Origin of the sequence: Nonomuraea sp. NPDC047897, assembly GCF_043204415.1 — a bacterium.
Lineage (GTDB): Bacteria > Actinomycetota > Actinomycetes > Streptosporangiales > Streptosporangiaceae > Nonomuraea.
Window position 1 is genome coordinate 58,228 of record NZ_JBIDCC010000016.1, and the last position, 12,549, is coordinate 70,776.

Annotated in this window: 13 protein-coding genes, 1 tRNA gene and 1 riboswitch; of the genes, 11 read left to right on the forward strand and 3 right to left on the reverse strand. The window is 71.1% G+C overall.

Annotated elements, in window-relative coordinates; genetic code table 11:
• Positions 1 to 120: 120 nt before the first annotated feature.
• From ACGF0J_RS31250 to ACGF0J_RS31280, 7 genes are all read left to right on the forward strand, one after another.
• The gene (locus ACGF0J_RS31250) at positions 121 to 1,470 is read left to right on the forward strand and encodes a glutamine synthetase family protein (protein ID WP_393151567.1); all 1,350 of its coding nucleotides are present in this window, start codon (positions 121 to 123) and stop codon (positions 1,468 to 1,470) included.
• A gap of 9 nt (positions 1,471 to 1,479) precedes the next feature.
• A complete protein-coding gene (locus ACGF0J_RS31255; protein ID WP_393151569.1) occupies positions 1,480 to 2,823 on the forward strand; it encodes an aldehyde dehydrogenase family protein in 1,344 nt (447 codons plus the stop codon).
• A 5-nt stretch (positions 2,824 to 2,828) separates the two neighbouring features.
• The gene (locus ACGF0J_RS31260) at positions 2,829 to 3,593 is read left to right on the forward strand and encodes a 3-oxoacyl-ACP reductase (RefSeq protein ID WP_393151571.1); all 765 of its coding nucleotides are present in this window, start codon (positions 2,829 to 2,831) and stop codon (positions 3,591 to 3,593) included.
• 22 nt (positions 3,594 to 3,615) lie between these two features.
• Complete coding sequence (locus tag ACGF0J_RS31265) at positions 3,616 to 4,317, forward strand: gamma-glutamyl-gamma-aminobutyrate hydrolase family protein (RefSeq protein ID WP_393151573.1); 702 nt, start codon at positions 3,616 to 3,618, stop codon at positions 4,315 to 4,317.
• 67 nt (positions 4,318 to 4,384) lie between these two features.
• Positions 4,385 to 4,482, forward strand: a riboswitch (glycine riboswitch).
• Between the two features lie 131 nt (positions 4,483 to 4,613).
• Positions 4,614 to 5,699 (forward strand): glycine cleavage system aminomethyltransferase GcvT, encoded by a 1,086-nt coding sequence (gene gcvT / locus ACGF0J_RS31270; RefSeq protein ID WP_393151575.1) that lies wholly within the window; start codon positions 4,614 to 4,616, stop codon positions 5,697 to 5,699.
• Positions 5,696 to 6,085, forward strand: a complete 390-nt coding sequence (gene gcvH, locus ACGF0J_RS31275; RefSeq protein ID WP_393151577.1) for a glycine cleavage system protein GcvH — start codon at positions 5,696 to 5,698, stop codon at positions 6,083 to 6,085. Before gcvT ends, gcvH begins: the two co-directional genes overlap by 4 nt.
• A 52-nt stretch (positions 6,086 to 6,137) precedes the next feature.
• Entirely contained in the window at positions 6,138 to 7,514 is a 1,377-nt protein-coding gene (locus tag ACGF0J_RS31280; RefSeq protein WP_393151579.1) for an L-serine ammonia-lyase, read from the forward strand.
• Here ACGF0J_RS31280 and ACGF0J_RS31285 read toward each other — a convergent pair.
• Together ACGF0J_RS31285 and ACGF0J_RS31290 are read right to left on the reverse strand one after the other, a co-directional pair.
• Positions 7,511 to 8,059, reverse strand: coding sequence for a hypothetical protein (locus ACGF0J_RS31285; protein ID WP_393151581.1), 549 nt, complete (start codon positions 8,057 to 8,059; stop codon positions 7,511 to 7,513). The genes ACGF0J_RS31280 and ACGF0J_RS31285 overlap by 4 nt on opposite strands.
• Before the next feature lie 55 nt (positions 8,060 to 8,114).
• The gene (locus ACGF0J_RS31290; protein WP_393151583.1) at positions 8,115 to 8,714 is read right to left on the reverse strand and encodes a DUF6286 domain-containing protein; all 600 of its coding nucleotides are present in this window, start codon (positions 8,712 to 8,714) and stop codon (positions 8,115 to 8,117) included.
• Positions 8,715 to 8,852: 138 nt separating this feature from the next.
• On the opposite strand from ACGF0J_RS31290, the gene ACGF0J_RS31295 reads away from it, so the two are divergent.
• Positions 8,853 to 10,046, forward strand: coding sequence for an amino acid deaminase/aldolase (locus ACGF0J_RS31295; RefSeq protein ID WP_393151585.1), 1,194 nt, complete (start codon positions 8,853 to 8,855; stop codon positions 10,044 to 10,046).
• A gap of 142 nt (positions 10,047 to 10,188) precedes the next feature.
• Here ACGF0J_RS31295 and ACGF0J_RS31300 read toward each other — a convergent pair whose 3' ends face one another.
• Positions 10,189 to 10,530 (reverse strand): DUF3618 domain-containing protein, encoded by a 342-nt coding sequence (locus ACGF0J_RS31300; protein WP_393151587.1) that lies wholly within the window; start codon positions 10,528 to 10,530, stop codon positions 10,189 to 10,191.
• Between the two features lie 152 nt (positions 10,531 to 10,682).
• Between ACGF0J_RS31300 and bcp the strand changes: the two genes are divergently transcribed.
• The 3 genes from bcp to ACGF0J_RS31315 all read left to right on the forward strand — a co-directional run bounded on the left by bcp (position 10,683) and on the right by ACGF0J_RS31315 (position 12,080).
• A complete protein-coding gene (gene bcp / locus ACGF0J_RS31305) occupies positions 10,683 to 11,156 on the forward strand; it encodes a thioredoxin-dependent thiol peroxidase (protein WP_393151589.1) in 474 nt (157 codons plus the stop codon).
• Between the two features lie 119 nt (positions 11,157 to 11,275).
• Positions 11,276 to 11,358 (forward strand) — tRNA-Leu (locus ACGF0J_RS31310).
• Positions 11,359 to 11,711: 353 nt separating this feature from the next.
• A complete protein-coding gene (locus tag ACGF0J_RS31315) occupies positions 11,712 to 12,080 on the forward strand; it encodes a hypothetical protein (RefSeq protein ID WP_393151591.1) in 369 nt (122 codons plus the stop codon).
• Positions 12,081 to 12,549: the final 469 nt, after the last annotated feature.

The following is a 12,549-nucleotide window of genomic DNA, read 5'->3' on the forward strand; positions in this document are numbered from 1 at the left end:
TCAACCGTGACGATCAGGTAAAAAGCATCCTGCGAGGTGAAGGCATTGACAGCACCCTCCGCGCGGTGTTTGCATGCCTTCAATGGTCTGTTTCCAGACTTTTCCGCGGAAGGGGCGCCGGTGAGCCTGTCAGTCGAGGACCTGAGATCCGACATCGAGGCCGGCCGCATCGACACGGTGCTGCTGGCACTGTGCGACATGCAGGGCCGACTGCAGGGCAAGCGCCTGTCCGCCCGCTTCTTCCTCGACGAGGTGCTCCACCACGGTTCCGAGGGCTGCAACTACCTGCTCGCCGTGGACGTCGACATGAACACCGTCGAGGGCTACGCCATGTCGTCGTGGGAGCGCGGCTACGGCGACTTCGTCATGAAGCCCGACCTGTCCACCCTGCGCAGGGTGCCGTGGCAGGAGGGCACCGCCATGCTCATGGCCGACCTGACCTGGGTGGACGGCGGAGACGTCGCCGCCTCCCCACGGCAGATCCTGCGCCGCCAGCTCAGCCGGCTGGCCGAGCGCGGCATGGTCGCCTGCGTCGGCACCGAGCTGGAGTTCGTCGTCTACGACGACAGCTACGAGGACGCCTGGAGGCGCGGCTACCGCGACCTGGCCCCCGCCAACCTCTACAACGTCGACTACTCCCTGCTCGGCACGGCCCGCGTCGAGCCGCTGCTGCGCCGCATCCGCCGGGACATGGAAGGCGCCGGCCTGTACGTCGAGTCGGCCAAGGGCGAGTGCAACCTCGGCCAGCACGAGATCGCCTTCCGCTACGACGAGGCGCTGAAGACCTGCGACAACCACGTCGTCTACAAGAACGGCGCCAAGGAGATCGCCGCCCAGGAGGGCAAGGCGATCACCTTCATGGCCAAGCCCAACCAGCGGGAGGGCAACTCCTGCCACATCCACATCTCGCTGCGCGGCCTCGACGGCGAGCCGGTCATGGCGGGCGACGGCCCGCACGGGCTGTCGGAGCTGGGCGCCCGCTTCATCGCCGGGCAGCTCGCCCGCATGCGCGAGCTGACCCTCCTGTACGCCCCCAACATCAACTCCTACAAGCGCTTCGTCCCCGGCAGCTTCGCGCCGACCGCGGTCAAGTGGGGCGTGGACAACCGCACCTGCTCGCTGCGCCTGGTCGGCCACGGGCCGTCGCTGCGGATCGAGAACAGGGTGCCGGGCGGCGACGTCAACCCCTACCTGGCGGTGTCGGCACTGGTCGCGGCAGGCCTGCACGGCATCGACGAGGAGCTGACGCTGGAGGAGGCGTTCACCGGCAACGCCTACGACTCAGGAGCCGAGACCGTGCCGCACACGCTGCGTGACGCGCTGGAGCTGTTCGAGCGCTCCAAGCTGGCCCGCGCGACGTTCGGCGACGAGGTGGTGGAGCACTACGCCAACAACGCCCGCATCGAGCTGACGGCCTTCGACGCGGCGGTGACCGACTGGGAGCTGTTCCGCGGCTTCGAACGAATGTGACGGAAGGGTATGAAGATCATCAATCCGGCGACCGAAGAGGTCGTCGCCGACGTGGAGCTGGCCGACGCGGCCGAGGTGGACCGGGCCGTGGAGCGGGCCAGGAAGGCGTTCGGCGCCTGGCGCGAGGTGTCGCCCGGCGACCGGGCGCGCCTGCTGCGCCGATTCGCCGACCTGGTCGGCGAGCACGGCGAGGAACTGGCCCGGCTGGAGACCGCCAACGCCGGCCACCCGATCGGCAACGCCCGCTGGGAGGCGGGCAGCGTGCGTGACGTGCTGCACTTCTACGCCGGAGCGCCCGAGCGCAACCACGGCAAGCAGATCCCGGTTCCCGGCGGCGTGGACGTCACCTTCCAGGAGCCGCTCGGCGTGGTGGGCGTCATCGTCCCGTGGAACTTCCCGATGCTGATCGCGAGCTGGGGCGTCGCCCCGGCGCTCGCGGCGGGCAACACGGTCATCGTCAAGCCCGCCGAGTGGACGCCGCTGACCGCGCTGCGGCTGGCCGAGCTGGCCGTGGCGGCGGGCCTCCCCGAGGGGGTGCTCCAGGTGCTGCCCGGAGCAGGGGAGGTCGCGGGCGCCCGGCTGGTCGAGCACCCCGGCGTGGCCAAGATCGTCTTCACGGGGTCCACCGAGGTGGGCAAGGAGATCGCGGCCAAGGCCGCCGCCCACGTCAAGCGGATCACCCTGGAGCTGGGCGGCAAGTCGGCGAACATCGTCTTCGCCGACTCCGACCTCGACAAGGCGGCGCGGACCGCCCCCTACGCGGTCTTCGACAACTCGGGCCAGGACTGCTGCGCCCGCTCCCGGCTGCTCGTCCAGGCCGACGTGTACGACGAGTTCCTCGACCGGCTCGGGCAGGCCGTGCGCGGGATCAAGGTCGGCGACCCGCTCGACGAGGGCACCGAGATGGGGCCGCTGGTCAGCGCCGAACACCTCGACCGGGTGCGCGGCTTCGTCGACGACGAGCCCTACCTGCAGGGCGCGTGCCCGACCGGCAAGGGCTACTGGTTCCCGCCCACCGTGCTGACCTCCAAGGTGACCGACCGCGCCTTCACCGAGGAGATCTTCGGCCCCGTCGTGTCCGTGGTGCCGTTCGCCGACGAGGAGGAGGCCGTACGGATCGCCAACGACACCCGCTACGGCCTCAGCGGCTCCATCTGGACCCGTGACGTCGGACGGGCGCTGCGGGTGGCCAGGGCGGTCGAGGCCGGCGCCCTGTCGGTCAACTCGCACTCGTCGGTGCGCTACTGGACGCCGTTCGGCGGCTTCAAGGAGTCGGGACTCGGCCGCGAGCTCGGCCCCGACGCCCTGGCCGCGTTCACCGAGACCAAGAACGTCTTCATCTCATCGGAGTGACTCACATGCAGCGTTTGCAGGACCGCGTCGCCGTCATCACCGGCGCCGGCAGCGGCATCGGGCTGGCCACGGCACGCAGGTTCGCCGAGGAGGGCGCCCGGGTGGTGTGCGTCGACGTCGACGAGGAGGCGGGCACCAAGGCCGCGACCGAGGTCGGCGGCCTGTACGTCAAGGCCGACGTGACCGACGAGGACGACGTCGCGCGGATGTACCGGACGGCGTTCGACTCCTACGGCAGCGTGGACGTCGCCTTCAACAACGCCGGCATCTCGCCGCCCGACGACGACTCCATCCTGGAGACCGGGATCGAGGCGTGGCGCCGCGTCCAGGAGGTGAACCTGACGAGCGTCTACCTGTGCTGCAAGCACGCCATCCCGTACATGCGCCGGCAGGGCAAGGGCTCGATCATCAACACGGCGTCGTTCGTGGCCGTCATGGGGTCGGCGACCTCGCAGATCTCCTACACCGCCTCCAAGGGCGGCGTGCTCGCCATGTCCCGCGAGCTCGGCGTGCAGTTCGCGCGGGAGGGCATCCGGGTCAACGCCCTGTGCCCCGGCCCGGTCAACACGCCGCTGCTGCGGGAACTGTTCGCCAAGGACCCCGAGCGCGCGCAACGCCGCCTGGTGCACGTGCCGATGGGCCGCTTCGCCGAGGCCACGGAGATCGCCGCCGCGGTGGCGTTCCTGGCCAGCGACGACTCGTCGTTCATCACCGGGTCGGAGTTCCTGGTCGACGGCGGGATCTCCGGCGCGTACGTGACGCCGCTGTAGGAGCCACCCGGAGGAGCCACCCGTGGGAGTCAACGTGAAGCGGCCCGTCATCGGGATCACCACCTACGTCGAGCCGGCCCGGTTCACCGTGTGGGACATGACCGTCGCGCTGCTGCCGTACACGTACGTGGAGCAGGTGGAGCGGGCGGGCGGACAGCCGGTGCTGCTCCCGCCCGCCGGCCGGCCGGCCGAGCTGGTGGAGCGGCTGGACGGGCTCATCGTGGCGGGCGGGGGCGACATCGACCCGCGACGCTACGGCGCGGAGCAGCACGAGAGCACCGGCTACATCCGGCCGCCCCGCGACACGGCCGAGTTCGACCTCCTGTCGGCCGCGCTGGACGCCGAACTGCCCTACCTCGGCATCTGCCGGGGGCTGCAGGTGCTCAACGTGACGCTCGGCGGCACCCTGCACCAGCACCTGCCCGACGTGGTCGGCCACACCGGGCACGCACCCGGGCCGGGCCGCTTCGGCCACCTCGGCGTCCGCCCGGCACCCGGCTCGCGGGTGGCCAAGGCGCTGGGCGACGCGCCCGTGGAGGTGCCGCACTACCACCACCAGGCCATCGACCGGATCGCCCTCGACCTGGCCGTGACGGCCGTGGCCGAGGACGGCACCGTCGAGGCGGTGGAGCTGGACGCGCCGCACTTCGCGGTGGGCGTCCAGTGGCACCCGGAGGCGGCGACCGACTGCGCGCTGTTCGAGGCGCTGGTCGCCTCCTGCTGACCGCCCACCGGTGGGAGGCCCACGCGACAACGACCCCGTCGCGGCACTAGGCTGGCGGCATCACCGGCGACACCGTGCGGGAGAGCGCCCTGGCAGCCATCCAGAGCCCCTGAAGGAGCAAGCCCTCCCCGCAAACCTCTCAAGGCAAAGGACCGCACGGCCTAGGTGACCTCTGGAAAGCAGGCCCGGCGGGCCTCGCCGAAGGTGAAAGTCCGGCAAAACCCGGGCGAAGCTCTCAGGCATCCATGACAGAGGGGGAGGATGCTGGCATCCGACCCTGCCCAGAGGTGCGCTTCATGTCACGACCCACACCGCTGCGAGACGTCCACGAAAGTCTCGGCGCCAAGCTGACCGACTTCGCCGGCTGGCTCATGCCGCTGCGCTACGGCAGCGAGTCCGCCGAGCACAACGCCGTGCGCGAGGCCGCCGGCCTGTTCGACCTCTCGCACATGGGCGAGATCTTCGTGACCGGGCCGCAGGCGGCCGAGGCGCTCGACTACGCCCTGGTGGGTCACCTGTCGGCGCTGGCCGTCGGCCGCGCCCGCTACACCATGATCGTCAACGAGGCCGGCGGCGTGCTCGACGACCTCATCGTCTACCGGCTGGGCGACGAGGAGTTCATGGTCGTGGCCAACGCCTCCAACTACGAGTTGGTCGCCCGTGAGCTGACGGACCGCGCCGGGGCCTACGACGCGGTGGTGGACGACAGGTCCGAGCAGTACGCGCTGATCGCGGTGCAGGGTCCGCGCGCCCAGGAGATCCTCGCCACGCTCACCGACGCCGACCTGGCCGGGCTGAAGTACTACGCCGGCCTGCCCGGCGTCGTCGACGGGCGGCAGGCGCTCATCGCGCGCACCGGCTACACCGGCGAGGACGGGTTCGAGCTGTTCGTCGCCGTCCAGGACGCGGTGCCGCTCTGGCACGCCCTGACCGCGGCCGGCGAGCCGGCCGGGCTGATCCCCGCCGGCCTGTCCAGCCGCGACACGCTCCGGCTGGAGGCGGGCATGCCGCTGTACGGCAACGAGCTGAACGCCGACCTGACCCCGTTCGACGCGGGGCTGGGCAGGGTGGTGAAATTCGACAAGCCCGGCGACTTCGTCGGCAGGGCGGCGCTGGAGGCGGTCAAGGACGTGCCGCCGCGGCGCCGGCTGGCCGGCCTGGTCGCGCAGGGCCGCCGGGTGCCCCGTCACGGGCATCCGGTCACCAAGGACGGCGCCGTCGTCGGCGAGGTCACCAGCGGGGCCCCCTCCCAGACCCTGGGCAGGCCCATCGCGATGGCCTACGTCGACACCGGGGCCGATGCAGGCCTGACCGTGGACATCCGGGGCAGCCAGGAACCAGTGGACCTCGTTGAGCTGCCCTTCTACAGGAGGAACAAGTGAGCAACATCCCCGACGAGCTGAGCTACACCAAGGAACACGAGTGGGTGGCCGGGCTCGACGAGTCCGTCAACGTGACCGTGGGCGTCACCGCCTACGCCGCCGAAGCCCTGGGTGACGTGGTCTACGTGCAGCTTCCCGAGGCGGGCACGACCGTTGAGGCCGGCGACTCGGTCGGCGAGGTGGAGTCCACCAAGTCGGTGAGCGAGATCTACGCCCCGGTCGGCGGCGAGATCGTCGAGGTCAACCAGGCCGTCGTGGACGACCCGTCGCTGGTCAACAACGACCCGTACGGCGAGGGCTGGATGTTCCGCGTGCGGGTGGAGGGCGACCCCGAGGACCTGCTGTCGGCCGAGGAGTACAAGGCGCTCACCTCAGGCGAGTCCTGATCCGACCGCCGGGGCCCTGCCGGGCCCCGGCCCAGCTGAAAGGCGCACATCAATGGCGATCAGCGTCTTCGACCTTTTCAAGATCGGGATTGGGCCGTCCAGCTCGCACACGGGCGGGCCGATGGCCGCGGCGCACCGGTTCGCGCGTGGCCTGCACGAGGACGGCCTGCTGGAGCGGGTGGCGCGGGTGGAGGCGATCCTGTACGGGTCGCTGGGGTTGACCGGCAAGGGGCACGGCAGCGACAAGGCCGTCCTGCTGGGCCTGTCGGGCGACAAGCCCGAACTCGTGGACGTGGACGGCGTCGAGGAGCGGCTGGCCGGGATGCGCGCCTCCGGCACGCTGCTGTTGTTCGGGCTGCGGGAGATCCCGTTCGTCGTCGGCCAGGACCTGGTCTTCGAGCGGAAGATCTCGCTGCCCGGTCACCCCAACGGCATGCGCTTCACCGCCCGTTCCGGCGACGGCACGGTGGTGCGGGAGAAGGTCTACTACTCCGTCGGCGGCGGCTTCGTGGTGGACGAGAACGCCACCGGGGCCGACCGCATCAAGCCTGACGACACCGTGCTGCCGTATCCGTTCACGACGGCCGAGGAGCTGCTCAAGCAGTGTTCGGCCACGGGCTTGTCGATCTCCGGCCTGATGCTGGAGAACGAGAAGGCGTTCGGCCGTAGCGAGGCCGAGATCCGCGCCGGGATCCTCACCCTGTGGCGGGTGATGTCCGAGTGCGTGCGGCGGGGCATCGCCAAGGAGGGTGTGCTGCCGGGTGGGCTGAAGGTGCGGCGGCGGGCCAACCAGTTGCATCGCCGGTTGCAGAGCGAGACCTCCGACAAGGACCCTTTGCAGGCGATGGACTGGGTGTCGCTGTTCGCCCTGGCGGTCAACGAGGAGAACGCGGCCGGGGGGCGGATCGTCACCGCCCCGACGAACGGCGCGGCGGGGATCATCCCGGCGGTGCTGACGTACTACGCGCGGTTCGTGCCGGGGGCCGACGACGAGGGCGTGATCCGCTTCATGCTGACGGCGGCGGCGATCGGGGTGCTGTTCAAGGAGAACGCGTCGATCTCCGGGGCCGAGGTGGGTTGTCAGGGTGAGGTCGGTTCGGCGTGTTCGATGGCCGCTGCCGGGTTGACCGAGGTGCTGGGCGGCACCGCGGAGCAGGTGGAGAACGCCGCGGAGATCGGCATCGAGCACAATCTGGGGTTGACCTGCGACCCGGTCGGCGGGCTGGTGCAGATCCCGTGCATCGAGCGCAACGCGGTGGCCTCCATCAAGGCGATCACCGCGGCCCGCATCGCGCTGCGCGGCGACGGCCGCCACTTCGTGTCCCTGGACAAGGCCATCAAGACCATGCGCGACACCGGCCGCGACATGCTCGACAAGTACAAGGAGACCTCACGCGGCGGCCTCGCCGTCAACGTCATCGAATGCTAACCCGATGACTGCCGGGCCGCCTGGCGGGCTGCCTGGCGGGCCGACTGGCGGCGGACGTGCAGACGGACGATCGTGCCGATCTCGTCGTCGCAGACCTCCCGGCGGATGCGGCCCACGATGTCGCGGTCCAGCTTGCCCGCCATCGCGCCTACGTCGGCCGACGGCGGGCAGGTGACGCCGATGCGCAGCCGGACCCCGTCGCCCACCACGCGCACCCCGGCCCGGCTGAGCCCCTCCACGTCCTTGAGACCGACGCACAGCATGGCCGTCCCGGTGCCCGACCGGAAGCCGCGCCGGCCCCAGCCCAGGCAGATGAGCAGCCACCGGAGCGTCACCAGGGCCAGCAGCACCATCCCGAGCGCCGCCGCCCACAGCGCCCACGGCTGGTCGGCGATCGCCTCGGCCGTACGGGCGGGCAGCACCTTGGCCCGTGGCGGCAGCCCCGGCAGCTTGCCCCTGCCGCGCAGCCACATGTAGGCCCCGGCGAGGAGCAGCAGCGCTCCCACGATCGCCAGACCGATGCGGTTGCCCGCGTACTGCCGCATCACCGCCCCCTCCGCCGCTCGCCGCCCCGTGTCCGTTCGCCGGTCTCGCGCCGCATCACCGCCCCTTCCTGCGCAGGCGCACCACGACCTCGCCGGCGGCGAGCGTGCCCACCCCGGCCAGACGGTCGCCCACGGCGTTGCCGACCTGTCTGAGCATCGCGCCGGTGCTCTCCGCCCCGGTCACCACGGCTACCTCGATGGTGCGCCTGCGCAGCCGTACCCGTGCCCGGTCCACGCCCTCGACCTCCTCCGCGACGGCGCGCAGGGTGCGGCGCAGCCCGGCGCGGGTGATGCCGATGACGATCAGCGGGTCGGACGTCTCGACCGGCACCAGCCGGCAGCGGCCCGGCACGACCGCCAGCCCGACCATCGTCAGCCCCGCGCCCGCCACCCACAGCGCGGCGAACGGCAGCTCGCTCCACGTGTGGCGGCCCGCCAGCTCCAGCGCGTGGTCCACCGGCAGCCAGCCCAGCGGGCTGCCCAGCAACGCCGACACCACCTCGGCCGCGGTCCCCGCGAGCACGACGGTCAGCGTGAACGCGACCACGGCGCCGGCGGGCGTGCGAGCCGGTCGCAGCGCGCGGGTGGACCGGCGGAGCGGGCTCTCCTGCGCGGCGACGCCGGAGCCGGGGAGTAGCTGCTGGAGCGTGGTCATCACACCGATCAGAGGTACAGGGACGAGGCGGCCGGCGGCCCCGCCCTCGCCGCCGGTTTGCAGGATCATTACGAGTCGCCCCGGACAACATGAATCGCCCTCATGTTCATTTGTCGCATATGCGGTTACCCTGCTGATATGGACGACCGCCCGCGCTACGACCGCGCCACAGCGGCACTCGACCCGCCCTTCGCGATCCTCGACCTCGACGCCATGCGCGCCAACGCCGCCGATCTCGTCCGGCGGGCGGCGGGCAAGCCGATCCGGGTGGCCACCAAGTCCATCCGCTCCCGGCCGGTACTCGAACGGATCCTGGCCATGGACGGCTTCCGCGGGCTGATGGCGTTCACGCTGCCGGAGGCGCTCTGGCTGGCCGCCGAAGGGTTCACCGACGTGCTGGTGGCCTACCCGACGGCGGACTGGCACGCGATCACGGCCCTCGCGGCCGACCGGCGAGCGGTCGGGGAGATCACGCTGACCGTGGACTCCACCGAGCACCTCGACCATCTCGACCACGTGCTGGCCGCTGTCCGGCCCCGTCCGGAGATCCGCGTCTGCCTCGACGTCGACGCCGGATACGTGACCCTCGGCGGGAAGTTCCGGGCGGGCGCGCTCCGCTCACCCGTCCGCGAGCCCGAACAGGCCGCCGACCTCGCCGCCGAGATCGCCAAACGGCCCGGGTTCCGGCTCGTGGGGCTGCTCGCGTACGAGGCGCAGATCGCCGGCGTCGGCGACGCGCCGCCCGGCCACGCCGTCCTCACCCGGGCCATCAGGATCATGCAGGCCCGCTCCGCCCGCGACCTCATCCTGCGCCGCGGCCGCGTCGTGAACGCCGTCAGCAGGCTCTGCGACCTCGAATTCGTCAACGGCGGCGGCACCGGCTCGGTGGAGCGCACCGTGCGGGAGAAGGCCATCACCGAGGTGGCCGCCGGGTCCGGGTTCTTCCATCCCCGCCTGTTCGACTTCTACAGCGGCTTCACCGGCCGGCCGGCCGCCCTGTTCGCCCTGCCGGTGGTCCGGCGGCCGGCACCGGGCACGGTCACGGTGCTCGGCGGCGGCTACGTCGCCTCAGGGCCCGCCGACCCGGTCCGCCTGCCACAGCCGTACCTGCCGGCCGGACTGCGCTACGCACCCGACGAGGGGGCCGGGGAGGTGCAGACCCCCCTGCTCGGGGAGGCGGCCTACGACCTGCGGGTGGGCGACCGGGTGTGGTTCAGGCACGCCAAGGCCGGGGAGCTGTGCGAGCGGTTCGCCACGCTCCACCTCGTCGAGGACGACACGCTCGTGGGGTCGGCCCCCACCTACCGCGGCGAGGGCAAGACCTTCCTCTGAGCCGCGCCCGCGGCGCACGTCCGGCCCACGCCCGCCACTGGGCCGCAGCGCGGCGCCGCGCCACAACGGCGGCCCGGCTCAACAGCGACGCCGCTCAACGGCGACCCGGCTCAACAGCGACGCCGCTCAACGGCGACCCGGCTCAACGGCGGCGGCCGCGGCGGCGCAGCAGCGCGACGGCTGCGGTCACCACCAGGACCGCGCCCAGGCCGATCAGCACCGGAGCCAGGTTGGGCGGCTCCTCCTCCCACAGCCGCTCGGCGTCGGCCCCGTCGCCCGCCGCCGGGAGCGGTCGTGGCGTGACGCCCAGCGCGTCGCCAACGGACGCCACAAAGTGGCCCGCCCTGGTCCGCACGTCGGCCACCGTACGCTCGGCCACCCGCTTGGGGCTCACCCGGTCGGCGATGGCGTCGACCGTCTGCGCCAACTCGGCCCGCGTCTGCGCGATCCGCCGCTCCAGCTCGTCGGGATCGGTGTCAGCCATGGCTCTCCTCTCGACCACGCTCATGGTCGTCCTCGTCCCCGCGATCGGGACGGGCACACCCGCTCCGGCCGTGATCAGTCTGACAGGTCGGCACGCCGTACGGCACAGGGGGCGGGCCGGTAGGTTTTGCTGGAAGAACTCTGGAGGGCCTCATGACCGAAACCAAGCTCGCGCCCGGCGACGCCGCGCCCGAGTTCACGCTACCCGCCGCCGACGGAAAGACCGTCTCCCTCGGTGCCTTCCGCGGCAAGCGGGTGATCCTCTACTTCTACCCCGCCGCGATGACCCCAGGGTGCACCAAGCAGGCGTGCGACTTCCGGGACAACCTGAACCAGTTGACGGCCGAGGGTTTCGTCGTTCTCGGCGTGTCAAAGGATAAGACGGACAAGCTGCTTAAATTCACCGAACGCGACGCCCTGACGTTCCCGCTCCTGTCGGACCCCGGCCTCGACGTCCACAAGGCGTACGGCGCCCACGGCACCAAGAAGCTCTACGGCAAGGAGGTCGTGGGCGTCATCCGCTCCACCTTCGTCATCGACGCCGACGGCAAGATCGAGCAGGCTCTCTACAACGTGAAGGCCACCGGCCACGTGGCCTCCCTGAAGAAGAAGCTCGGCCTCACCTGACCCACCCGCGGGCCCCCGATTCTCCGGGGCCCGCATTCGGTGACGCGGCCACGACACACAGGCTTCCGCGCCACTCCCGGGACGCTAAACTGCTCTGTAGCCCGCCATGGCAGGGCTTCGCGGGCGTGGCGAAATGGCATACGCGGCAGGTTTAGGTCCTGTTGGTGGAGACACTGTGGGGGTTCGAGTCCCCCCGCCCGCACATTTACCGCCCCAGTGAGCCCCTGTTTCTTCCCGCGAATGTCGATGTCTGCGAATGACAGTTGGGACACAGCAACCGCAGGTTGTCCGGGCGGTTGTCCAGGGGTCGCCATTGATGTGGTCGACCTCCAAGGTCAAAGGCGCACCCTGCCATGTTTCGCCGACGCCGCAACCGGCGCAGGCGGCGGGGACACCGATGTGCCGGAGCGCGCGGCGAAGGGCCGAACCTCGCGTACGACCTGCGCCCTCAGGACGCCGTACCAGGATCGCCGCCGGATCCCGGCGCGCCCCTCCCGACCCCGCATCCGTCAACCTGCGACGGAAATGGGCGGTGTCCACGCCGAGGCGCCTGATGTGGCGCAGGACGCGGCGCCGGTTGGTTTCGCCGGGCTCCAGGCCGAGGTGGCGCATCATCTCCGCGACCGACCTGGAGGCCTGGGCCGCCGTACGCACCGCTTCGTCGTCGAGGCTGAGCCGCCGAAAACGAGCGGGCTCATCGAGGCCATGGGCGCGCAGCAGAGTGCGAACCTCATCACGGACCTTGTCCCGCTCGGGCAGCCCGAGGCGTCGGAGAATCTCTCGCATACTCCTGGCCCCGTGCGCCGCCTCGGCCAGCACCTTGCGGTCAAGAGCGGCGGCGGAGAAATGCCGCCGAGCGCCCGAGGTGTGCGAGAAGTGGGCTGTGCTGATGCCGGCGGCCTTTATGCGCCTGCTGATGTGTGAATGCGCGCCACCGCTGCGCGTGATGCCGAGATAATCGAGAACGCCGCCGACACTGGTCGACGCGGCGACCGCCGCGGTGAGCATTTCCGTGGTGTAGGTGAGGGCGGGCAGCCGTCGGAAATGAGCTGTGTCGATGCCCAACTGGTCCACCGCCCGCCTGATGCTCGCGCGGCGACCACCGGTATTCTTCACTCCCAGCAGCGACAGCACCTCGGTGATGGAGTGCGCCCGGCTGACCAGGCGGGCCAGCTCTTCAGGAGACGGCTGAGCGGACGACATGCCCGCAGCTTAGGAACACCGACTGACATTCTCGCCGGTGAGGCTCAGAGAAGGCGGAGGTCGGGAGAGCCAGGGGACGGGTCGCGCGGCGCTTCCTCATCGCCGCGCGACCCCCCCTCGGCATAATTATCCCCCCAACACCAAAACCGATTCTACCCCCCCAGCCGGCGCCACCAAAGACAAAGCTTCC